General features: G+C 69.9%; 18 protein-coding genes. 8 read left to right on the top strand and 10 right to left on the bottom strand.

The genetic code is table 11. The annotated features are described in order from the left end of the window. Positions 1–240: 240 nt before the first annotated feature. Complete coding sequence (locus K0H49_RS18275) at positions 241–1,833, bottom strand: esterase-like activity of phytase family protein (RefSeq protein ID WP_219215441.1); 1,593 nt, start codon at positions 1,831–1,833, stop codon at positions 241–243. Between the two features lie 11 nt (positions 1,834–1,844). Further along, positions 1,845–3,866 carry a metallophosphoesterase gene (locus tag K0H49_RS18270; RefSeq protein ID WP_257624941.1) on the bottom strand — a complete coding sequence of 674 codons (2,022 nt, stop codon included), beginning with the start codon at positions 3,864–3,866 and terminating at the stop codon, positions 1,845–1,847. On the opposite strand from K0H49_RS18270, the gene K0H49_RS30680 reads away from it, so the two are divergent. Beyond that, entirely contained in the window at positions 3,865–4,161 is a 297-nt protein-coding gene (locus K0H49_RS30680; protein WP_257624940.1) for a hypothetical protein, read from the top strand. The two genes, K0H49_RS18270 and K0H49_RS30680, sit on opposite strands and share 2 nt — an antisense overlap. A gap of 68 nt (positions 4,162–4,229) precedes the next feature. On the opposite strand, the gene K0H49_RS18265 is transcribed toward K0H49_RS30680, so the two are convergent. From K0H49_RS18265 to K0H49_RS18250, 4 genes are all read right to left on the bottom strand, one after another. Beyond that, positions 4,230–4,553: a hypothetical protein gene (locus K0H49_RS18265; RefSeq protein ID WP_219215436.1), complete on the bottom strand. Its 324-nt coding sequence runs from the start codon at positions 4,551–4,553 to the stop codon at positions 4,230–4,232. Positions 4,554–4,684: 131 nt separating this feature from the next. After that, positions 4,685–4,930, bottom strand: a complete 246-nt coding sequence (locus K0H49_RS18260) for a GlsB/YeaQ/YmgE family stress response membrane protein (RefSeq protein ID WP_219215434.1) — start codon at positions 4,928–4,930, stop codon at positions 4,685–4,687. A gap of 69 nt (positions 4,931–4,999) precedes the next feature. After that, positions 5,000–6,676, bottom strand: coding sequence for a response regulator (locus tag K0H49_RS18255; protein ID WP_219215432.1), 1,677 nt, complete (start codon positions 6,674–6,676; stop codon positions 5,000–5,002). Between the two features lies 1 nt (position 6,677). Beyond that, entirely contained in the window at positions 6,678–8,195 is a 1,518-nt protein-coding gene (locus K0H49_RS18250) for an ATPase domain-containing protein (protein WP_374122375.1), read from the bottom strand. Positions 8,196–8,320: 125 nt separating this feature from the next. On the opposite strand from K0H49_RS18250, the gene K0H49_RS18245 reads away from it, so the two are divergent. After that, positions 8,321–8,959: a YbhB/YbcL family Raf kinase inhibitor-like protein gene (locus K0H49_RS18245; RefSeq protein WP_219215428.1), complete on the top strand. Its 639-nt coding sequence runs from the start codon at positions 8,321–8,323 to the stop codon at positions 8,957–8,959. A 4-nt stretch (positions 8,960–8,963) separates the two neighbouring features. On the opposite strand, the gene K0H49_RS18240 is transcribed toward K0H49_RS18245, so the two are convergent. The 3 genes from K0H49_RS18240 to K0H49_RS18230 are packed head-to-tail and all read right to left on the bottom strand — an operon-like array spanning position 8,964 to position 11,255. Beyond that, on the bottom strand, positions 8,964–9,794 hold the full coding sequence (locus tag K0H49_RS18240; protein WP_219215426.1) for a creatininase family protein: 831 nt from the start codon (positions 9,792–9,794) through the stop codon (positions 8,964–8,966). A 10-nt stretch (positions 9,795–9,804) separates the two neighbouring features. Continuing rightward, on the bottom strand, positions 9,805–10,326 hold the full coding sequence (locus tag K0H49_RS18235) for an SET domain-containing protein (RefSeq protein WP_219215424.1): 522 nt from the start codon (positions 10,324–10,326) through the stop codon (positions 9,805–9,807). After that, positions 10,323–11,255, bottom strand: a complete 933-nt coding sequence (locus K0H49_RS18230; protein ID WP_219215423.1) for a LysR family transcriptional regulator — start codon at positions 11,253–11,255, stop codon at positions 10,323–10,325. The genes K0H49_RS18235 and K0H49_RS18230 overlap by 4 nt, the downstream gene beginning before the upstream one ends. Positions 11,256–11,341: 86 nt before the next feature. Between K0H49_RS18230 and K0H49_RS18225 the strand changes: the two genes are divergently transcribed. Then, positions 11,342–12,352 (top strand): zinc-binding alcohol dehydrogenase family protein, encoded by a 1,011-nt coding sequence (locus K0H49_RS18225; RefSeq protein ID WP_219215421.1) that lies wholly within the window; start codon positions 11,342–11,344, stop codon positions 12,350–12,352. On the opposite strand, the gene K0H49_RS18220 is transcribed toward K0H49_RS18225, so the two are convergent. Beyond that, positions 12,349–13,686, bottom strand: a complete 1,338-nt coding sequence (locus K0H49_RS18220) for a PQQ-dependent sugar dehydrogenase (protein ID WP_219215420.1) — start codon at positions 13,684–13,686, stop codon at positions 12,349–12,351. The genes K0H49_RS18225 and K0H49_RS18220 overlap by 4 nt on opposite strands. A gap of 213 nt (positions 13,687–13,899) precedes the next feature. On the opposite strand from K0H49_RS18220, the gene K0H49_RS18215 reads away from it, so the two are divergent. From K0H49_RS18215 to K0H49_RS18195, 5 genes are all read left to right on the top strand, one after another. Continuing rightward, complete coding sequence (locus K0H49_RS18215; RefSeq protein ID WP_219215418.1) at positions 13,900–16,104, top strand: protein-disulfide reductase DsbD family protein; 2,205 nt, start codon at positions 13,900–13,902, stop codon at positions 16,102–16,104. Positions 16,105–16,216: 112 nt separating this feature from the next. Further along, the gene (locus tag K0H49_RS18210) at positions 16,217–16,909 is read left to right on the top strand and encodes a thioredoxin family protein (RefSeq protein WP_219215415.1); all 693 of its coding nucleotides are present in this window, start codon (positions 16,217–16,219) and stop codon (positions 16,907–16,909) included. Positions 16,910–16,948: 39 nt separating this feature from the next. Further along, positions 16,949–18,052: a uroporphyrinogen decarboxylase gene (hemE, locus tag K0H49_RS18205; protein WP_219215413.1), complete on the top strand. Its 1,104-nt coding sequence runs from the start codon at positions 16,949–16,951 to the stop codon at positions 18,050–18,052. Between the two features lie 370 nt (positions 18,053–18,422). Beyond that, positions 18,423–20,534 (top strand): replication restart helicase PriA, encoded by a 2,112-nt coding sequence (gene priA, locus K0H49_RS18200; protein ID WP_219215411.1) that lies wholly within the window; start codon positions 18,423–18,425, stop codon positions 20,532–20,534. 170 nt (positions 20,535–20,704) lie between these two features. Next, a complete protein-coding gene (locus K0H49_RS18195) occupies positions 20,705–21,367 on the top strand; it encodes a hypothetical protein (protein ID WP_257624939.1) in 663 nt (220 codons plus the stop codon). The last annotated feature ends 60 nt before the right edge of the window (positions 21,368–21,427 follow it).

Below are 21,427 nucleotides of genomic sequence, written 5' to 3'. Positions count from 1 at the left end.
TTCATCCGGTTCGGGGTTTTGAGTGGATTGGGCGTTTGGCGATTTCCAGTCTCTCAAAACTTCTCCGGGTGAACACCCGAAACAACCTATTGGGCCTTCACACCTAGAACATGCGAATGAACCTGCTGCGCATCCCGATCCCGCATCTGCGGTGCTCACCGCACGGGCGTGCGGCTCCGCTCCTCGATACAGGCTCGGGGCGCTCGCGACGGTTCCTTCACATGTTCTGAGCCCCGGCCTTCAGCCGATGGTCAGGGGCTTGGGCAGGCGCACCCGGATGAACTCGTTGGCGTCGGGCTCGGTCGTGATGCGCGACGGCGAGCCGCCGGGGTAGTTGTTGTCGTTGCAGAACAGCAGCGTCTGCGCATCGACGAGGGTCACGACTTCCACGCATTCCATCGGGAAGGTGAACACGCCGTCGATGGTGTCGGCGCCGCCGATGCCCTTCGGGTCCTTGAGCGCCATCAGGTCGACGATCTCTTCCTTGACCAGGAAGCCATCGGTGTCGACCACCGCGATGTCGACCTTGTAGACGCGCTTGAAGCGCGCCGCGTTGCGCCAGGTGCCCGAGGCGGCGAACTTGCCGGTGCGCACGTCGCCCGCGCCGCTGTCCTTCTCCATCACCAGGAACTCGTGGTCGTTGATGGCGACCATGTCGTTGACGCTGCAGGTCTCGGTCTCGAGGTTGCCGTCGCCGTTGATCTTCTGGATCGTGCTCACGCGGTACGAGAAGACCTGCGGATCGAAGTTCTGGGTGCGCAGGTCGAACACGTTGATCACGCGGCGCTGCGGGTTGTCGCCGTAGACCTCCTTCTCGAACATCGCATAGAGCTTGGTCCGGCTCTTGTTGATCGCCATGCTCTCCAGGCCGCCCGAGCCGCCCAGGTTGGCCACGCCGGTGTTGCCCTGGATGTAGGGGTTGTTCGAGGTCTGCACCAGCGGGTTGCTGCCCAGCTTGCGCAAGTTGGGAATCTGCACTTCACGTGCGATCACACGGCCCTGCTTGTCGAACTTCACCAGGAAGGGGCCGAACTCGTCGCCGATCCAGAAGTTGCCGTCGGCGTCGAATTGCAACGACTCGGGGTCGAGGTCGTAGCCGGTCAGCAGGCGGCTGGCCGTGATGCGCGGGTCCACCGGCAGCGTCTGGTTGGCGGGCGAGACCGACGAACCCGGATAGGTCGCGAAGTCGGCCACGATCGGGTAGCCGAGCCGGCGCTGCGGATCGCTCATGCGCACATAGCTGTCGGGCGTGAATGCGTCCAGCGCGGCGCCGGTCTGGAAGTGGGCCGGCAGCACCTTGCCCTGGGTCCAGTCGAAGCGCACCGCGTAGATGTGCAGCAGCGCATCGGGCGACGCGGCCTTGCCGCCGAAGCCGTTGTCCTGCATCACGTAGAACACGCCGGGCACCGGGCCGGGCACCAGGGCCGAGAAGCCCTGCATCGGCTGCTTGTCGGCGAAGGGCAGCGTGAAGCCGTAGACGCTCTTCGCGCGGTCCAGGTCGCCGCCCGAGATGTACTGGCCGGAGGTCGGGCCGGCCACGAAGCTGTTGGCCGGCAGCACGGCGCGGCCGGTCAGCGTGGGCGCGGTGACTTCGGGTTCGGGCACCGGTGCCGGCGGTGGCGGGGGCGCCGGTGCGGGCGCGGGGGGCGCCGGTGGCGCGGGCGCAGCGGCGTCGCTGCCGCCGCCACCGCAGGCGGCCAGCAGGGCGCCGCTCGCGCCCACCAGCGAGAAGGTGGTCATGCCGCTGAGCAGGCTGCGGCGGCGCAGGCCGCCCTTTTCTTCGAAAGAAGTCACGGCGCTGGCGTCGTTGTGGTGGAGATCGTTGTTCATCATCAAAGGCACTCTCAGAACGGCTGGGGCGCCGTGGTCATGTCGGTCAGCGTGTTGTTCTTCAGGTCGATCACGAAATGCTGGGTCGGCGCACCGCGGGCCAGCTTCAGCAGGATCGCCATCAGCGGCTTGAAGCGCGCCTGGAACAGGGCACCGACCTCGTTGTCGTTGCGCACCTGGTCGCCGTTGAACTTGAGCGTGGCGTTGGTGCCTTCCAGCGCTTCGGCGATCACCTTGTATTGCTTGGCGCGTTCGACCGGGATGTCGGTGAACGCGAGGTCGCCGGCATTGGCCAGGCGCACGAAGTCGCCGGCCAGGTCGAGGGCCTTCCACTGGTTGAAGTCTTCCAGTCGCAGGCCGGCCGCATTGGCCAGTGCACGCGCCTTGGTCTCGGCCGCGGCGTAGTCCTTGGCGTACTGCGCGCTGGCCGAACCGTCGCCGCCCGCGTCCGACAGGCAGGAGAAGAAGGCATTGCTGAACAGGCCGTGGTTGCCGGTGTTGGCCAGCTGCTTGAGCGTGACCTGGGTCTTGAGTTGCGACAGCACCAGCAGGTCGGCGCCGTACAGCGGGCTCTTCACCAGTTCGCGCATCTCGCAGCGCCAGTCGTCCTTCAACAGGCGCAGGCGCACCAGTTCCGACATGTAGCGCGTGCTGAAGTCGCCGTAGGTCTTGGCGTCGAGGATCGACTTGCTCCACAGCTCGCCGTTGCTCGGGATCTTGCCCGGGAAGTCGGTGAAGTAGCTGTGCTCGTCCTGGTAGTGCTCGAACAGCTCGTCGAAGCGCGGCACGTTGTCCATGCGCACGGTCTGCACGTCGATGTGCTCGGAGTCCTTGAGCGTCAGGATCTTGTAGGCCGGCACATACGCGGCCATCGAGGGCGCCTGGATGTTGACCAGGCCGTGACCGTCGTCGTACTTGCGGATCGCCGTGTCGTTGAAGTGCATGTGGCCGCCCACGTGCACCTGCAGGCCGGTGTCGGCCAGCGCCTTGGTCGTGTCCTCGGCGGGACGACGCACCATCTGCATCTTGCCCGCACCCAGCAGCGCGACGATGTCGTCGGACGCGCCGTTGAAGAACTCGCTCATCGGGAAGTGGCTGAAGGCGATGACCTGCTTGCCCTGCGCCTTGCCGCGCGCGACCACGTCCTTGAGCCAGGCGATCACGTGCGGCTTGTGCGTGAGCATCTTGTTGTAGCCCGCGTCGCCCGAACCGTTGAAGTCGTTGGCACCGTCGCCGGTCGGCACGTAGACGTTGGCATCGATGCCCACCAGCCAGACGCCGTCGACCGGCTCGACCAGGTAGCTCGTGTCGGGCACGGCGTGGCACTGCGTGTAGCCGTCCTTCTTGTAGGTGCCGCCCGCGCCTTGCGCGCAGATCTCGTATTCGCGCTTGTTCCACACGGCCTGGGCCTTGGCCTGGTCGAGCGTGTAGTTGGCGTACTTGTAGGTGCTGTAGGGCGTCTCGAAGTACTTGTAGTTGGCCTTGGGCATGAAGCCGTGCTGGTCGAGCGCTTCGACGATGCCCTTGTAGCCCAGCTCCTTCACTTCCTCGGTGCAGTAGATCCCGCTGGCGCTGCGCGTCCAGTCGCCGCTGTAGTTGTTGCAGTCCTTCGCACCGCGGCTGTAGATGGCCTGCGGAGCACCGGCGCGGCCGCTGTCGGCGAAGCCCATGTAGTCGTCCTTGCCGCCGGCGCGCTCGAACGGACGGTTCGGGTCATGGTTGCCTGGCGCGGCGAAGAACTGGAGACCGTACTTGGCCGCGTACTCGTCGAGCACCTTCTTGAGGCCGCGCATGTGGACCGGCTGGCCGTCGTCCGAAAAGTCGCCGGGCAGTGCGATCAGCTTGACGCCGCGCGCCACCGCATCGTCGAGCGCCGCGATGAAGGCGAAGTAGTTCTCGTTGAACAGCCGGGTCGAGGTCATCTGCGCCTGCATCAGGCGGATGGTCGCGTTGCGGCCGGACTTCTTGTTCGGGATCCCCTTAAAGGAACCGTCCTGGAAGTTCGCGTAGACATCGTGGAAATGGATGTCGGGCATGAACGCAATCTGCACGCCGGTGCCGGGAACCGGTGGCTGGGGCGGCGGCGTGACTTCCGGCGGGGTGGGCGTGGTGGGCCGCGGCGCCACGGCGACGGGTGTGTTGCTGTTGCTGCTGCCGCCGCAAGCGGCAAGCAGGGACAGCACGGCGGCAGCGACGAGCAGGGACGCTGCGCGCGATGGATTCGGTGGTGTGAAGGTCATGAAAAAAATGGAGACGCCAAGGGAACCATCCGGCGGCCTTTGCAACAAAGGGCAACCGAAACAGGACCGCGATGGTGTCGATCGCGCGTGACGTCCTCATGGCACTTTCATGACGCGCGCGCATGAATGACGCCGCGTGCCCCACGGCCGCCCGGGTTTCTAGGCCTGCCAGACCCCGTAACCCAGCGCCCGCAGGCGAATGCCGAGCTCGACCTCGAGCGCCTGCGCTTCGGCGTAGCGCATCGGGTTGTAGCGTTCGTAGAGCGCGGGCAGCAGGTGCAGGCCGTGGTCCTGCACATAGCGATTGGCCTGGATGCCGGCCTTGTGCTTGTCGAAGCGCAGGTCCGGATCGAGCCCGGTCATGCCCACATAGACAAAGGGTTTGCCCAGCACGTAACCGGGATTCGCGCGCCGGAAGCGCGCGACGTTCCACACCCGGTCATCGAGCGCGACGACATAGACGTGATAGTGCGGGCGCTTCATGGTTCAGATACGCGAGAGCTGCAGCCCACACCGACCGCACGATTCCCTTTCCAGGGATACCGCGGAACCGGCTTCGCCGGGCCGCTGGTATCGCCCCCCTTGGGGGGAGGCGCCGAAGGCGCTTCGGGGGGTTACCTTCTTTTGAGCATGCCCCAGACGAACAGCAGCACGATCGCACCCACCACCGAGGCGATGAAACCCGCGCCCTGGCCGGCCGTGTACCAGCCCATGGCCTGGCCCAGGTAGGTGGCCGCCAGCGAACCGGCGATGCCGATCAGCGTGGTGACGATGAAGCCGGCGGAATCGTCACCCGGCTTGAGCGCGCGCGCCACAAGCCCTGCCACGAAGCCGATCAGAATGGTCCAGACGATGCTCATGGAGTGGTCCTTGAAGTGAAGACGAACGGAGAGACCGGCGTTCGCGAACAGAGAGGCGCCAACGCGAACTCATGATAGCGGTGCCAGCACCGGCAGGGCCTTCGACACCGCGCTCGCGAGCGTCGCGATGTCGAAGGGCTTGATCAGCACCGACTGGGTGCCCAGCACGCGGCCGACCTGCGCCATGTCGGCGTAGCCGGTCACCAGGATCACCGGGATGTCGCCCACCATCTCGCGCGCCTTGGCGATGACCTCGGCGCCATTGAGCCCCGGCATCGCGTAGTCGACCACCAGCAGGTCGTGCGGTGCCGAAGCCAGCGCGGCCAGGCCGCTGCCGCCCTCGGCCGCCTCGCTCACCACGTAGCCCAGCATCGACAGGCTCTCGACCAGCACGCGCCGGACCTCGGCGTCGTCCTCGACCACCAGCACCTTCTGGCGCCGCGTCGCACCCTGCTGGGGCGACGGACCGGCCACCGCTGGCACATCGGCGCCTTCGCGCGAGGCCGGGAAACTCATCTCGACCACCGTGCCCCGGCCTTCCTCGCTGCGCAGCACCGCGAGGCCGCCGGACTGGCGCGCGAAGCCGTAGACCTGGCTCAGCCCGAGGCCGGTGCCGCTGCCGACCGGCTTGGTCGTGAAGAAGGGATCGAACACCTTGGTCAGCAGGTGCGGCGCGATGCCCACGCCGGTGTCGCGCACCGCCACCGTCACGTACGAACCGATGGGCAACTCATCGCCCGTGCCCTCGGCGAGCTGCGTGCTGATCGACAGCGTGCCGCCCGCGGGCATGGCGTCGCGCGCGTTCACCGCCAGGTTGAGCACGGCCATCTCGAGCTGGTTGGCGTCGAGCATGGCCCAGGCCGGCTGTTCGCACACGGCCATCTCCACCTGGATCGCCGGCCCGACCGACACCACCACCAGTTCACGCATGCCCTCGAGCAGCGCGTTGACGTCGGTGAGCCGTGGCAGCAGCGACTGGTTGCGCGCGAAGGACAGCAGTTGCCCGGTCAGCTTGGCGCCGCGCCCGACCGCGCCCTTGGCGCGCGCCGCGATGCCCAGCACCTTCTCGTCCTTGGCCACGCGCGCCACCAGGTCGAGGTTCATGTTGACCACGTGCAGCAGGTTGTTGAAGTCGTGCGCGATGCCGCCCGTCAGCCGGCCGATGGCCTCCATCTTCTGGACCTGGATCAGCGCCGCCTGGGCCCGCTCGCGCTCGGCAATCTCCGCCATCAGGCGGTCGTTGGCACCGGCCAGCTCGCGCGTGCGTGCCGCGATGCGGGCTTCGAGTTCGGCGTTGAGGCGCTCGACCTCGGCGCGCGTGTCCTCGAGCTGACGCAGGTGCAGCCGGGTCGCGTACTGGCGCCGGCGCGCCCGCACGGCCGCGTCGGCGGCGCGCGCCAGCGTCTCGGTGTGGACCGGCCGCTCGAGCACGAAGGCATTGCCCAAGGTCTGCAGCAGTGCCAGCGCCTGGCGCGAACGGCCACCGGCGTCGCGCGAGGCCAGCACGATGAAGGGGAAGTCGGACCAGCTCGGCTGGCCCATCAGCCAGGCACGCAGCGGCGCCTCGGGCAGCTGCACCAGCGATTCCTCGGTGAGGATGGCTGCCGCCGCGCCCACGTCGAGGTCGGCCACCATCGCCTCGGCCGAATCGCAGACCACCGCCACCAGGTTGATGTCCTGCAGCACCCTTTGCACCACCGCCGCGTCGCGGCCACGCGGCGCGTGGATCAGCACCCGTCGTTCCATGTCAAGACCTGGCAACCAGCGGCAGATCCCCCAGCAGGGGGATCGCACCACGGTAGGCCGGCACACCGCCCAGCACGCCCTCGAAGTCGGTCAGCGCCGGGCCGACCTCGACGCCGCCTTCGCCCAGGCGGAACTCGCGGATGCTGAGTTCGTGCCGGTTGGTCCGGCTCTTGACCACCGACACCGCCTTGAGCAACTGGCCGCGGGCCTCGAAGAAACGGAACAGCACGATCGCGTCCGACAGGTAGCTCAGGTCCAGGTCGCTGCGCACGTCGCCGATGATGCCGTGCTGGCCCAGCACCAGCATCGTGACGATGCCCTGCTGGTTGAGGAAGCTCAGCAGTTCGTGCATCTGCAGCAGCAGGAACTTGGCGCCCGGCATGGCCTGCAGGTAGGCGTTGAGGCTGTCGATGACGATCACGCCGGCGCCGCGCACCTGCACGGCCGTGCGCACCATGTTCGAGAACTGGCCCGGCGACATGTCGGCCGGGTCGAGCGGCTGCAGCTCGAGCTGGCCGCTCTCGATGAAGGATTCGAGCGGCAGGCCCAGCGCGGCGCAGCGGCGCATCAGCGTGCCCTTACCCTCGTCGAACAGGTAGTACGACGCCTTCTCGCCGCGCCGCAGCGCCGCGACCACGGCCGACATCGCGGTGGTGGTCTTGCCCACGCCCGAAGGCCCCATGAACAGCGTGTTGCTGCCACGCGCCAGGCCGTTGCCCAGCAGCGCATCGAGCGCGGGTGTGCCGGTCGAGGCATTGGCCACCTCGAAGTCGGCCGAGTGCTCCGACGCGATCAGCCGCGGGTAGACCTGCAGGCCGCCGGTGTCGAGGTTCACGTCGTGCTCGCCGCCACGGTAGCGCACGCCGCGCATCTTCACGATGCGCAGATGGCGCCGCACCGGGCCGTAGTCGCCGGTGGCCTGGTCGAGTGCCAGCACGCCGTGCGCGATGCTGTGCAGCTGCAGGTCGCCGCCCTGCGAGCTCATGTCGTCGAGCAGCAGCACGGTGCAGGCGCGCGAGGCGAAGAAATGCTTGAGCGCCAGGATCTGCCGGCGGTAGCGCAGCGGGTCCTGCGCCAGCAGCCGCATCTCCGACAGGCTGTCGAAGATCAGCCGCGTGGGCGACAGCCGCTCGACTGCGGCCATCACGTCGCGCGTGGTCTCGCCCAGTTCGACTTCCGAGGGGTACAGGATCGACTGCTCGGCCGAGGGGCTCAGCCCCTCTTCGTTGACCAGCTCGAACAGCTCGATGCCTTCGAGCGACCAGCCGTGCGAGTCGGCCACGGTGTGCAGCTCCGAGGCGGTCTCCGACAGCGTGACGTAAAGCCCGCGCTCGCCGTTGCGCCGGCCCTCGAGCAGGAACTGCAGGCCCAGCGTGGTCTTGCCGGCGCCGGGCGTGCCCTCGACCAGGTAGAGGTGGCCGCGCGGCAGGCCGCCCCCGAGCACGTTGTCGAGGCCGGCGATGCCGGTGGAAGCACGGTTCTGGGGGACAGACGCGGAAGAAGCGGAAGTGGTGGGCACGTGAGCTTGCGAGAGGTGGAAAGGCGCAGGGCGCGGGGTTGGATGCATTCTGCCGACAGCATCCCTTCTTGGCTGTCCTGCTGCGTCCTACACGGACGACCGGCCGGGCGCGATATACCGCACGAATGCTCGAAAAACTCCCCGATGTGATCGGCCATGCGCTGCACGGCGTGCGCGCCGGGCTGGACGCGATCGTGTTCAACACCCTGGGTCTGCGCGAGGGCATGTCGACGATCGCGTTGACCAGCCTGGCCTTCGCCGACCATGCGCCGCTGCCCGCGCGCTACACGGCCGATGCGCCGGAGGGCGAAGGCCTGTCGCCGCCGCTGCAATGGACCGGCGTGCCGGCCGGCGCGGCCTGCACCGTGCTGCTGGTGGAAGACGCCGACTCGCCCACGCCGCAGCCGTTGGTGCATGCCATCGTGGTGGGGCTGCCGGCCGGCGACGGCGCGCTGGCCGAGGCCGCGCTGCCGAGTGCCGACCATCCCGGCACCGGCCTGCACGTGGGCCGCAACTCCTACCTGCAGGCCGCCTGGCTGCCGCCCGATCCGCCGCCGGGGCACGGCGTGCACCGCTATGCCTTCCAGCTCTATGCGCTCGCTGCGCTGCCCGAATTCTCGGAGACGCCGGGACGCGACGAACTGATCGATGCGCTGCGTGCGCATGCGATCGCGAGCGGCTTGCTGATCGGCACCTGCGAACGGCCCGACGGTTCGATCCGCATCGGGCAGGACGCGCCGGCCGGCCCGGCCATCGCCGGCTGAAGGTTCAGGGCGCGGGCGTGCCGATCGTCGAGAGCGGCAGCCGCGAGACCTCGGCCAACAGCTGCGCCAGCGCGCGCGCGGCCGCATCGACCACCGCCTGGCCGCGCGGCGCGGTGGCCGCGGCCGCATTGCCCGCAGCGCCCTGCGCGTTGTAGTCCTCCATGGCCCAGCCCAGCTTGGCGCTGCGGCCGTTGCCCAGGATCGGATAGCCGTCGGCGCGCTGGCGCGAGCTCGAGTCGAAGTCCTGTGCCGCGCCCATCGCGACCTGCTCGGGCGCCAGCGCCAGCATCATCGAGGTCTCGATCTCGCCCGCATGCACGCCGAAGCGATGCTCGTCGGCGCTGAACTGCGCGCCGGCCTCGCCCAGCGGCAGGTTGAACCAGCTCACGCTGTAGACGATCAGGCCGTGGGCGGCGCGCAGCTCGCGCGCGGCGATGTCCATCGCGCCCACGTGGCCGCCGTGCGCGTTGAACAGCACCAGCTTGCGCACGCCCGCGCGCGCCACGCCGGCGCCGATCTCGCGCCACAGGCGGATCAGCGTCTCGGAAGACAAGGTCAGCGTGCCCGGGAAGTTCGCATGCTCGGGGCTCAGGCCGATGTGCTGCGTGGGCAGGAACAGCGCGGGCAGCGTGGCCGGCAGCAGCGGCAGCGCGGCGGCCACGATGCCGTCGGCCAGCACCGAGTCCACGCCCAGCGGCAGGTGCGGGCCATGCTGCTCGGTCGCGCCCAGGGGCAGCACCGCGACCGTGGCGGCCGGGTCGAGCGTGGCGAAGTCGCGCGTCGTGAGTTGCGACCAGAAGCGGCGCGGTGCGGCGGAGGGAGCGGGAGCGGTCATGCGCGCGATCTTAGGCGGCGCGCGGTTCCAGCGAGAAGCCGAAGGTGTCGAGGCTCTCTTCTTCGGTGGCCGTCGCCGCGAGCATGGTGCCGCGGCAGTGGGCGGCGCCGCAGTGGCAGCGGTAGTCGCTGGCGGGCGAGCCCTCCTCGGCGGTGAGGCCGTAGTCGATGAACAGCTCGTCGCCGGCCTCGACGGCCACCAGCGTCTGGAACTGCAGCACCAGTTCGCCGGCCTCGTCGTATAGCTCGACGGCCTCGCAGTTCGGGTCGCACGAATGGTTGAGGTGGCGGGTCGCGTTGCCGCCCTTGGCGCCGTCGATGGTCTCGTCGTTGGACAGCCGGAACAGGTAGGTCAGCTGGTCGTTCCAGGCCTTGGTGGCGATCTGCGCCAGCGTGTAGCGCCGGCCTTCGTAGAGACCGAGCACCGCCTGGGCCGGCAGGGCGCGCGTCGCGAAGGCGCCGAGGCCATGGACGCCGCTGTCGGAAACGCGGATGAACGGCGTGGACGAGGTGAGGGGTTTGCGCGTTTTCATGAGGGGCTCTTGTGGCCCTGATTTTCACGCACGCCGAGCGCATCGAAGCGGGCCGCGAGAAAGTCCACCAGCGCGCGCACCCGCGCCGGCACGAAGCGGCCGCTGGGCATCAGCGCATGCAGCGGGTAGGGCTCGGTGTCCCAGTCGGGCAGCAGCCGCACCAGGGTGCCGGCCGCCGCGTCCTGCATCACGTCGAGTTCGGACTTGAAGGTGACGCCCCGGCCGGCCAGCGCCCACTGGCGCGAGAGCGAGGCATCGTCGACCACGCGGTCGCCGTCGACCCGCACTTGCGTCCACTGGCCCTGCCTGGCGAAACGCCAGAGGCGATGGTGCCGGCCGTTGCGGTGGAAGGTCAGGCAGTTGTGCTGGAGCAGGTCCTGCGGCACCTGTGGCGCAGGATGGCGGCGCAGGTAGTCGGGCGAGGCCCAGAGCAGCGGCCGGCTCATGGCGAGCAGGCGCGCCACCAGCCGCGAGTCGGCCAGCGGGCCGTAGCGCAGCGCGACGTCGACCTCGTCGCGCATCACGTCGAGCGGCCGGTCGCCCACCGACAAATTGAGCTGCACGCCGGGATGCGCATCGAGGAATTCGTCGAACCAGGGCAGCAGCGTGCTGCGCGTGAGATCCGAGGGCGCGGCCACGCGCAGCAGGCCGACCAGTGCGCCGCCCTCGGCGGCCACCAGCGATTCCCCCTCGGCCAGCAGGTCGAGCGCACGGCCCGCGTAGTCGAGCAGGGTCTGGCCCTGGGGCGTGAGGCGCAGCGCCCGGGTCGAGCGCTCGAACAGGCGCGCGCCCAGCTGCGATTCGAGCCGCTTGAGCGTGGCGCTGGCCGCGGCCGGCGTGATGCCCAGCGCGCGCGCCGCACCGCTCAGGCTGCCGGCCTGGGCGGTCTGGACCAGCACCCGCAGGTCGGAGAGATTTTCAATTTTCATTTGAAACTCATAGTTTCCGAAGCCAGCTTATCAAACGAATCGATGGCTTCTACAGTGCAGGCATCTTCCCTGAAAGGTCTCCCGTCATGAAAGCCATCGGCTACTACCAGCCCCTCCCCATCGACGATGCCGCCGCGCTGCAGGACATCGAGCTGCCCGCCCCCGTCGCCGGTCCGCGCGACCTGCTGGTGCGCGTGAACGCGATCTCGGTCAACCCGGTCGACACGAAGGTGCGCAAGAACATGGCGCCCGAAGCCGGCCAGGCCCGGGTGCTGGGCTGGGACGCGGCCGGCGTGGTCGAGGCCGTGGGCGCCAGCGTGTCGGACTTCCGGGTCGGCGACCGCGTCTACTACGCCGGCTCGATCACCCGGCCCGGTGCCAACTCGGAACTGCACGTGGTCGACGAGCGCATCGCGGCCAAGTCGCCGCGCAGCCTCGACGACGCGCAGGCCGCGGCGCTGCCGCTGACCGCCATCACCGCCTGGGAACTGCTGTTCGACCGGCTCGGCGTGCCGCAGGGCGGCGGCGCGGGCCAGACGCTGCTGATCGTGGGCGGCGCGGGCGGCGTGGGCTCGATCCTGATCCAGCTCGCGCGCCAGCTCACGCAGCTGCGCGTGATCGCGACGGCCTCACGCGCCGAGACGCGCGCCTGGTGCCTGAGCCTGGGCGCGCACGCGGTGATCGACCATGCGAAGCCGCTGGCCGCCGAGCTCAAGGCGGCCGGCATCGGCGAGGTCGACCTGGTGGCCAGCCTCACGCAGACCGCACAGCACTACGCGCAGATCATCGAGAGCTTGAAGCCGCAGGGCAAGATCGGCGTGATCGACGACATGCCAGTGCTCGATGCGATGCCGCTCAAGACCAAGTCGCTGTCGCTGCACTGGGAAATGATGTTCGCCCGCGCGCGCTTCGAGACGCCCGACATGGCCGAGCAGGGCAGGATCCTGGCCGAGATCGCGACGCTGGTCGACGCCGGGCGCATCCGCACCACGGCCAACGCGAGCTTCGGCACCATCAACGCGGCCAATCTGCGCCGCGCCCATGCGCTCATCGAGAGCGGCACGGCGCAGGGCAAGGTGGTGCTGCAGGGCTTCTAGCGCGACTTCGCGACGCGCCAGACCACGTTGCCCACGTCGTCGGCCACCAGCAGCGCACCGCCCTTGTCGAGCGCCACGCCGACCGGGCGGCCCTGCGCCTTGCCCTCGGCCGACAGGAAGCCGGTCAGGAAGTCCACCGGCTGCCCGGTGGGCTTGCCGCCGATGAAGGGCACGAAGACCACCTTGTAGCCCGACGGCGGGTTGCGGTTCCACGAGCCGTGCTCGCCGATGAACACGCCGGTCGCGAACTCGGCCGGCATGCCGCGCGCATGGGAGAAGGTCAGGCCCAGCGGCGCCACGTGGGTGCCCAGCGCGTAGTCGGGCGCGATGGCCTTGGCCACGCGATCGGGCTGCTGCGGCTGCACGCGGATGTCGACGTTGCCGCCGTAGTAGCTCCAGGGCCAGCCGTAGAAGGCGCCGTCCTTGACCGAGGTCAGGTAGTCGGGCACCAGGTCGCTGCCGATCTCGTCGCGCTCGTTGACCACGGTGAACAGCACGTTCGTGTCCGGCTCCCAGGCCAGGCCGTTGGGGTTGCGCAGGCCGCTGGCGAACAGGCGCTTCTCGCCGCTCTTCGTGTCGACCTCCCACACCGCCGCTCGGCCCTCCTCGGCTTCCAGCCCGTTCTCGCCGATGTTGCTGTTGGAGCCGACGGTCACGTAGAGCTTGCTGCCGTCGGGGCTGGCGATCACGTTCTTGGTCCAGTGGTGGTTGATGCCGGCCGGCAGGTCGGTCACCTTGACGGGCGCGCCGGTCGCAGCGGTCTGGCCTTCGGTGTAGGGCACCTTCACCAGCGCGTTGGCGTTGGCGATGAACAGCTCGTTGCCGACCAGCGCCATGCCGTAGGGCGACTGCAGCCCCTGGATGAACACGCTGCGCGTCTCGGCCACGCCGTCGCCATCGGTGTCGCGCAGCAGCGTGATGCGGTTGGCGCTGGGCACCTCGGCGCCGGCGCGCTTCATCACCTTGCCCTGCACGAAGTCCTTGATCATGCCGATCGGCCCCTTCTTGGCCTCGGGCGCGCCCGGCTCCTTGGGCGGCTTGTTGCTCTCGGCCACCAGCACGTCGCCGTTGGGCAGCGTGTAGACCCAGCGCGGATGGTCGAGCTGGCGCGCCAGCGCGGTCACGGTGAAGCCGGCCGGCGCGGTCGGCCCGGCGGCGTCGGTCCAGCCGACCGCCTCGGCGATCTTGAGCGTGGGAATGAAGGTCTTGTTGGGCGCCGGCAGCTGGGGCGTCGGGCCGACGCCGGCCTCGAAGGGCAGGCGGGCGGTTTCGCCGCAGGCCACCATCAGCGCCGCGGCGAGGGGGATCATGCAGAGGCGGGTGCTTCGGTTCATTGGAGGGCTCCTGGTTGGACGAGGCCGCAACACGGGCCCGAGACGGGCGCGAGCATGACCGCAGCCGCCATTCCCGCCTGTCGGCTGTGGGCGCTTTCTGGCGTGGGCCGGCCTGAAAACGGTCCCACCGCTACCATCGGCCCATGACGCCACGCTGCCGCTGAACCGGCCTTGCCAGGAACCATCTCCCCGACTTCCGCTCCGACTGCCGGCATGCTCCGATCTCTTCTCTCGTCCCTGTCCCGACTCCCCCTGGCCGCGCTCGCGCTGGCCGCCGCGCTTCCTGTCGCCGCGCAGCTCACGCCTCGCGTCTCGTCGGTGGTCACCACGCCCCATGTGCGGGCCGAACTGGTGGCCCTTGCGCCCGACGGCGTCGACCCGGGCGCCACGGTCTGGCTGGGCCTGCAGATCGCGCACCAGCCTGAGTGGCACACCTATTGGAAGAACGCGGGCGACTCGGGGCTGCCGACCGAACTCCAGTGGACGCTGCCGGCCGGCCTGACGGCGGGCGACGTCGCCTGGCCGGTGCCCAAGAAGATCCCGATCGGCAACCTGGCCAATTACGGCTACGAGCACACGGTGCTGCTGCCGGTGCCGGTCACGGTCGCGCCCGGCTTCACGGCCGCGGCGGGCCTGACCGGCGCCGCCGGTGTCGATGTCAAGCTCAAGGCCTCGTGGCTGGTCTGCCGCAAGGAGTGCATCCCCGAGGAAGGCGAGTTCGCCTTGCGGCTGCCGGCCCAGGGCTCCACCGCGCTGCACAAGGCGGACTTCGACGCCGCCTTCGCGGCCCAGCCGGCGCCGCTGGCGCCAGCGGGTGCGATCGAGGTCGCCGGCCAGACGATCAAGGTCCGCCTCGACGGCCTGCCGCCCGCGGCGCGCGGCAAGACGCTGGAGTTCTTCCCCGAGACCGGCGAGGTGATCCACACCGCCGCGGTGGCCGGCCGCGACTGGACCCAGGCCTGGCAGGGCGACAGCTGGACCGCGACGCTGCCGCTGGCCGAGCAGCGCAGCGCCAGCCCGACGGTGATGCCGGTGGTGGTCGCGCTGGCCGAGGCCGACCGCGTGGCCGGCGCACCGGTCGCCTGGCGTGCCGAGGCGCCGGTCACGGGCACCTGGGCGGCGGTCGCGCCGCCTGCACAGGTGTCGCCCGCGCTGCAGGCCGCGCTGGCGGCCAATGCCGCGGCACCCGTGCCGTCGCCCGTGCAAACCTCGAACACCGGCTTCTTCGCCGCCCTGCTCGGCGCATTGCTGGGCGGCCTGCTGCTCAACCTGATGCCCTGCGTGTTCCCGGTGCTGGCGATCAAGGTGCTGGCCTTCGCCAACCAGGCGGGCGACCGCCGCGGCCACCGCACTGCGGGCCTGGCCTACACGGCCGGCGTGATGCTCACCTTCCTGGCGCTGGGCGCCGCCATGCTCGCGTTGCGCGCGGCGGGCGAGCAACTGGGCTGGGGCTTCCAGCTGCAGTCGCCGGCCGTGATCGCGGCGCTGGCGGCGCTGTTCACGCTGATCGGGCTCAACCTCGCGGGCGTGTTCGAGTTCGGCCTGCTGGCCCCGCGCTCGCTGTGCGCGGCCCAGGTCAAGCATCCGATCGCCAACGATTTCCTCTCCGGCATCCTGGCGGTGGTGATCGCCTCGCCCTGCACCGCCCCCTTCATGGGCGCCTCGCTGGGCATCGCGATCGCGCTGCCCGCGCCGCAGGCGCTGATGCTGTTCGCGGCGCTGGGCCTGGGCCTGGCGCTGCCCTACCTGCTGGCCGGTTTCGTGCCCGCGGTCGCGCGCCTGCTGCCGCGGCCCGGCGCCTGGATGGACACGCTGCGCCGCGTGATGGCCTTCCCGATGTTCGCCACCGTGGCCTGGCTGGTCTGGGTGCTGGGACAGCAGAGCGGCATCGACGGCGCGGGCGCGCTGCTCGGGCTGCTGGTGTGCCTGGCGGCCGTGGTGTGGTCGCTCACGCTGCGCGGCCGCACGCGCTGGGTGGTGGGCGGCGTGCTGCTGGCCTGCAGCGCCGCGATGGCGGTGGCGATCGGCGGCAACGTCGTGCGCCCGATCGAGCCGGCCACGGTGGCCGCGGCCGCCGGCGCGCGCTGGCAGCCCTGGTCGGCCGCCCGCGTGGCCGAGCTGCATGCGGCCGGCCGGCCGGTGTTCATCGACTTCACGGCCGCCTGGTGCGTGACCTGCCAGTACAACAAGAAGACCACGCTCAACGATGCCGCGCTGCTGGCCGAGTTCGACCGCCGCCAGGTGGCGATGCTGCGCGCCGACTGGACCCGCCAGGACCCGGCCATCACGGCCGCGCTCAACGCGCTGGGCCGCAGCGGCGTGCCGGTCTATGTGCTGCAGGCACCGGGCAAGCCGCCGGTGGTGCTGACCGAGATCCTGAGCAAGGACGACGTCCGGGCGGCACTGACCCGGCTCTGAAGCCGCGATCCCCGGGCAGTTCCTGAGGGGACTACGGCTTGTCACAGCGAGGTGAGAAAAGCGTTCTAAGCTGTGGCCGTTGTTTGAATTTTTGACTGGAGACACGCCGACCATGCCTTCCTTGACATCGTCCGCATCGCGATCCGCCCACGCCGCCCGCCAGGCCGGTGCCGCGCTGAGCCGCGCATCCCGCCGCGCCGTGATGGCCGCCGCCGTCGCCCTGGGCAGCACGCTGCTGATCGGCGCCCCGGCCCATGCCGCGCCCGCCGTGGGCCAGCCCGCCCCCGATTTCGTCGCCGTCGACACCCGCGGCGCGCAGCACAAGCTCTCGGATTTCGCTGGCAAGTACGTGGTGCTCGAATGGACCAACCCCGGCTGCCCCTTCGTGCGCAAGCACTACGGCAGCGGCAACATGCCGGCCACGCAGAAGGCCGCCACCGCCCGGGGCGTGGTCTGGCTGGCCATCAATTCCACCGAACGCGCCGCCAGCGACTACCTGCAGCCGGCCGCATTGGACAGCTGGATGAAGACCCAGTCGGCCGCGCCCACCGCCGTGCTGATGGACGAGGACGGCAGCATCGGCCAGGCCTACGGCGCGCGCACCACGCCTCACCTGTTCATCATCGACCCCAAGGGCACGCTGGTGTACGCAGGCGGCATCGACAGCATCCCGTCGGCCCGGCCCGACGACATCAAGACCGCCACCAACTACGTGAACCAGGCGCTGCGTGAGGCCTTCGGCGGCCAGCCGATCTCGGCCGCGGTGACCAAGCCTTACGGCTGTTCGATCAAGTACAAGACCTGAGTCAAAAGTCCGGGGACGCACTTCCTCGACAATCGGGGGATGGCCTTCGCTCCCCTGACCAACGACACCTTCCTGCGCGCCTGCTGGCGCCAGGCCACCGACCACACCCCCGTCTGGCTGATGCGCCAGGCCGGCCGCTACCTGCCGGAGTACGTCGCGACGCGCGCCCGCGCCGGCAGCTTCATGGGGCTGGCCACCAACGTCGACTACGCGACCGAGGTCACGCTGCAGCCGCTGGAGCGCTTCCCGCTCGACGCCTCGATCCTGTTCTCCGACATCCTGACCGTGCCCGACGCGATGGGCCTGGGCCTGTCCTTCGAGGCCGGTGAAGGCCCGCGCTTCGCCCGCCCGGTGCGCGACGAGGCGGCCGTCGCGGCGCTCGAGGTGCCCGACATGGAGAAGCTGCGCTACGTGTTCGACGCCGTCGCCTCGATCCGCCGTGCCCTCAACGGCCGGGTGCCGCTGATCGGCTTCTCGGGCAGCCCCTGGACGCTGGCCTGCTACATGGTCGAGGGCGCGGGCTCGAGCGACTACCGACTGGTCAAGTCGATGCTCTACAGCCGCCCCGACCTGATGCACCGGCTGCTGAGCGTGAATGCCGACGCGGTCGCCGCCTACCTCAACGCCCAGATCGACGCCGGCGCGCAGGCCGTGATGCTGTTCGACAGCTGGGGCGGCGTGCTGGCCGACGGCGCGTTCCAGGAGTTCAGCCTGGCCTACACGGCCCGTGTGCTGTCGCAGCTGAAGCGCGACGGCGCCGACGGCAAGCCGGTGCCGCGCCTGGTCTTCACCAAGGGCGGCGGCCTGTGGCTCGAAGCCATGCGCGCGCTCGACTGCGAGGTGCTGGGCGTCGACTGGACGGTGAACCTGGCCAAGGCGCGGGCCCTGGTCGGCGAGGGCCCTCAGGCCAAGGCGCTGCAGGGCAACATCGACCCGAACGTGCTGTTCGCGCCGCCGGCGCGCATCGAGGCCGAGGTGGCCAAGGTGCTGCAGAGCTTCGGCCGACCGCACACCGACCCGGGCAGCAGCGGCCCGACGCACATCTTCAACCTGGGCCATGGCATCAGCCAGTTCACGCCGCCCGACCATGTGGCGGCGCTGGTGCAGGCGGTGCACGCGCAGTCCCGCGCGCTGCGCCACTGACGCGCGGCGGCAGCTACATCCGGTTGCATCCAAAGCGGCGCTTCGCGTTTGTCAAGCCCAAAGTGCGCCGCCGTTTGACTTATGCACAAAACGCGTGTTGCGGTGCGGAAAATTATCCGATGCCAAGGATGCCGCGCTCACAAAGCGATAGCACCGCTAAGTCATTGATTCATATAGGTTTGGCGCGCTGCGTTTTTTCCGGGCATTTCGGCGAGAGCCTTGATTTTCAAGGGCTGCAGGCGCGTCGGGCCTGGATATCAACAAAGTTATCCACAGAAATGCTGGACGAATTGCAAACTGCAAGCAAATCAACGACTTAAGTCACCTTGCTCAACGCCCCATTAACTTTCAGCCACTTCGGAGCCCTCCCATGAATTGGCGAGTCGAGGTTGCCGTCCACACGCCAGCCCATGCTGCATTGGGCGATTTGCTGAGCTATGTCGCCCCGGCGGCGCTGCCGGCGGGCACCCTGGTGCGCGTGCCGCTGGGGCGCCGCGAGGTGCTGGGCGTGGCCTGGCAGAGCCAGCCGATGGGCGAGGCGGAGGCAGCCCTGGAACTCAAGCCCGTGGGCGCGGCGCTCGACGCGCTGGCGCCGCTGAACGAGGCCTGGCGCGACCTGGTCGCGTTCGCGGCGCGCTACTACCAGCGCTCGCTGGGCGAGATCGCGCTGTCGGCCCTGCCGCCGCAGCTGCGCGACCTGAGCAGCGTGCAGCTCACGCGCCGGCTCAAGCGCCAGGGCAGTCCCGTGGCGGACCCGCCCGAAGCCGACGCCGCGGCCGGCGCGCTGCCGGTCAGCGCCGAGCAGGCCGACGCGCTGCAGCGCATCGCCAGCGAGCCGGGTCCCTTCCTGCTGTTCGGCAGCACCGGCAGCGGCAAGACCGAGGTCTACCTGCAGGCCGTGGCCACGCTGCTGGCCCGCGCGCCCGAGGCCCAGGCGCTGGTGATGGTGCCCGAGATCAACCTCACGCCGCAGCTGGAGGCGCGCTTTCGCGAACGCTTCGAGGCCCGCTTCGGCGCGGGCGCGGTGGTCTCGCTGCACAGCGGCATGACGAATCCGCAGCGCCTGGCCAGCTGGCTGGCGGCGCATGCGGGCACGGCGCGCATCGTGCTCGGCACGCGCATGGCGGTGTTCGCCTCGATGCCGGGGCTGGCGCTGATCGTGGTCGACGAGGAGCACGACCCCAGCTACAAGCAACAGGAAGGCGCGCGCTACTCGGCGCGCGACCTGGCCGTATGGCGCGGCCGGCGCGAGGACGCCAAGGTGATCCTCGGCTCGGCCACGCCTTCGCTCGAGAGCTGGCACCAGAGCCGCCCGGCCGAAGCCGGCGACCCGGGCGGGCGCTACCTGCGGCTGGCGATGCCCTCGCGCATCGGCGCCGGCGCATTGCCCGCGGTGCGGCTGGTCGACATGCGGCTGCAGCCCTCGAAGACGGTGCTCTCGGGCGTGCTGCTCGACGCCATCGGCCAGCGCATCGCGCGCGGCGAGCAGAGCATGGTGTTCCTCAACCGCCGCGGCTACGCGCCGGTGCTGGCCTGCGGCGACTGCGACTGGAAGAGCGAGTGCCCGCACTGCAGCGCCTACCGCGTGTTCCACAAGATCGACCGCACGCTGCGCTGCCACCACTGCGGCTTCACCGAACGCGTGCCGCGTGCCTGCCCGGCCTGCGGCAACCCCGACATCGCGCCGGTCGGGCGCGGCACCGAGCAGCTGGAAGAACACCTGGGCACGCTGTTCGCCGCGGTGACCCGGCCCGACGGCAGCCCGGTGCGCATCGCGCGCATCGATGCCGACAGCACCAAGAAACAGGGTGCGCTGGCCGCGCAGCTGGCGGCCGTGCACGCGGGCGAGGTCGACGTGCTGGTCGGCACCCAGATGATCGCCAAGGGCCACGACTTCCGCCGCATCACGCTGGTGGCGGCCGTGAACCCCGACGGCGCGCTGTTCTCCAGCGACTTCCGCGCACCCGAGCGCCTGTTCAGCCTGCTGATGCAGTCGGCCGGCCGGGCCGGGCGCGATGCCGCCTACCTGGCGGCGCAGGGCAGCACCGCCGAGATGTGGCTGCAGACCCACCACACCGACCATGCGCTGTTCGCCGCGCTGCGCCGCCACGACTACCCGGCCTTCGCCGCCAGCGAGCTGGCACAACGCAGCGCGGCCCAGATGCCGCCCTTCGCCTTCCAGGCGCTGCTGCGCGCCGACGCGCGCACCCAGGCCGCCGCCCAGGCCTTCCTGCAGGCCGCCAGCGCCGCGGCCGAGACGCTGGAAGGCGGCGAGCACGTGGTGCGCTACCCGGCCGTGCCCCTGACGATCCAGCGCGTGGCCAACGTGGAGCGCGCGCAGATGCTGCTGGAAAGCCATTCGCGCGCCGCGCTGCAGCGCCTGCTGGCCCAGTGGCAGCCGGTGCTGAACGCGCTGCGCCGCACGCCCGAGGGCAAGAGCGTGATCCGCTGGCTGATCGACGTCGATCCGCACCAGATCTAGGTTTCCGTTGACGCCATGGCCGGGAGGCACCGGAAACAGCGTTCACAGGCTTCAAGTTTTTCTGCGCCGGCACGCCTCATCGGCAATACTTTGCAAAAGCAGTTGACGCCAGGGGCGCACTGAGCAAGCTGTAGCCATGGGCCCTGCGGGGCCTGCACCGGAGTGACGCCATGACGCTGAAGACCCTGTTTCGCCTGGGCGGGCTGTTGTGCCTGCTGGCGGCCACCGCGGTCGTCTCGGCCGCCGATCTCAAGCCCGAGGGCAACCGCCTGCTGGTCATCGGCCTGCTCGACAGCGACACGCTGCCGGCCTTCAACGAGCACCTGGCCTCGGGCAAGGTGCGGACGGTGGTGTTCGAGGACTCCTTCGGCGGCACCGCCGAGGCCGCCGCCAGCTATGCCGCAGCCATCCGCAGCAGCGGCGTGCAGACCGAAGTGCGCGGCCAATGCCAGGCCGCCTGCGCCTATGCCTTCCTGGCCGCCAAGTCGCACCGCTTCGGCTCCGGACTGCAGATCAACGGGCTGCTGATCCCCGTGGCCGTGCGGCCCTCGCCCGAAGAGCTGGCGACCCGCTGGCGCGGCGACGACGCGCACCGCGCACTGTCCGACTTCATCGCCCCACCAGCGGCCCCCTCGGCCCCCGCCCTGGTCGAAACCAGCACCTCGCGCGAGACCTGGCGTGCCGACCACGGCGTGCTGTTCATCTCCACGCCCACGCTGTTCGGCCGCGTGTACAACACCTTCTATTGCGACGGCACGCAGGGCCGCGACCTGTCCAAGTGCGAGCTGCTGTCGGGCGCCGATCCCTATCAGCTGGGGGTTCTGACGAACTGACCTTCGAAGCGCCTGCGGCCCGCAAAGCCGGTTCCGCGGTGTCTCTGGAAGGGCGTGCGC

The organism is Variovorax boronicumulans (genome assembly GCF_019352895.1).
Classification (GTDB): Bacteria; Pseudomonadota; Gammaproteobacteria; order Burkholderiales; family Burkholderiaceae_C; genus Variovorax; species Variovorax boronicumulans_A.
Note: the sequence above shows the minus strand (reverse complement) of the source record. Positions and strands in the feature narration are given on the sequence as shown.

Coding starts and splice junctions, on each gene's coding strand:
- K0H49_RS18275 (WP_219215441.1), bottom strand. CDS start 1,833: ATGATGAACAACGATCTCCACCACAACGACGCCAGCGCCGTGACTTCT.
- K0H49_RS18215 (WP_219215418.1), top strand. CDS start 13,900: ATGCTCCGATCTCTTCTCTCGTCCCTGTCCCGACTCCCCCTGGCCGCG.
- K0H49_RS18260 (WP_219215434.1), bottom strand. CDS start 4,930: ATGAGCATCGTCTGGACCATTCTGATCGGCTTCGTGGCAGGGCTTGTG.
- K0H49_RS18270 (WP_257624941.1), bottom strand. CDS start 3,866: ATGCCCGACATCCATTTCCACGATGTCTACGCGAACTTCCAGGACGGT.
- K0H49_RS18230 (WP_219215423.1), bottom strand. CDS start 11,255: ATGAAAATTGAAAATCTCTCCGACCTGCGGGTGCTGGTCCAGACCGCC.
- K0H49_RS18240 (WP_219215426.1), bottom strand. CDS start 9,794: ATGACCGCTCCCGCTCCCTCCGCCGCACCGCGCCGCTTCTGGTCGCAA.
- priA (WP_219215411.1), top strand. CDS start 18,423: ATGAATTGGCGAGTCGAGGTTGCCGTCCACACGCCAGCCCATGCTGCA.
- hemE (WP_219215413.1), top strand. CDS start 16,949: ATGGCCTTCGCTCCCCTGACCAACGACACCTTCCTGCGCGCCTGCTGG.
- K0H49_RS18235 (WP_219215424.1), bottom strand. CDS start 10,326: ATGAAAACGCGCAAACCCCTCACCTCGTCCACGCCGTTCATCCGCGTT.
- K0H49_RS18210 (WP_219215415.1), top strand. CDS start 16,217: ATGCCTTCCTTGACATCGTCCGCATCGCGATCCGCCCACGCCGCCCGC.
- K0H49_RS18265 (WP_219215436.1), bottom strand. CDS start 4,553: ATGAAGCGCCCGCACTATCACGTCTATGTCGTCGCGCTCGATGACCGG.
- K0H49_RS18195 (WP_257624939.1), top strand. CDS start 20,705: ATGACGCTGAAGACCCTGTTTCGCCTGGGCGGGCTGTTGTGCCTGCTG.
- K0H49_RS18225 (WP_219215421.1), top strand. CDS start 11,342: ATGAAAGCCATCGGCTACTACCAGCCCCTCCCCATCGACGATGCCGCC.
- K0H49_RS30680 (WP_257624940.1), top strand. CDS start 3,865: ATGAACGCAATCTGCACGCCGGTGCCGGGAACCGGTGGCTGGGGCGGC.
- K0H49_RS18245 (WP_219215428.1), top strand. CDS start 8,321: ATGCTCGAAAAACTCCCCGATGTGATCGGCCATGCGCTGCACGGCGTG.
- K0H49_RS18255 (WP_219215432.1), bottom strand. CDS start 6,676: ATGGAACGACGGGTGCTGATCCACGCGCCGCGTGGCCGCGACGCGGCG.
- K0H49_RS18220 (WP_219215420.1), bottom strand. CDS start 13,686: ATGAACCGAAGCACCCGCCTCTGCATGATCCCCCTCGCCGCGGCGCTG.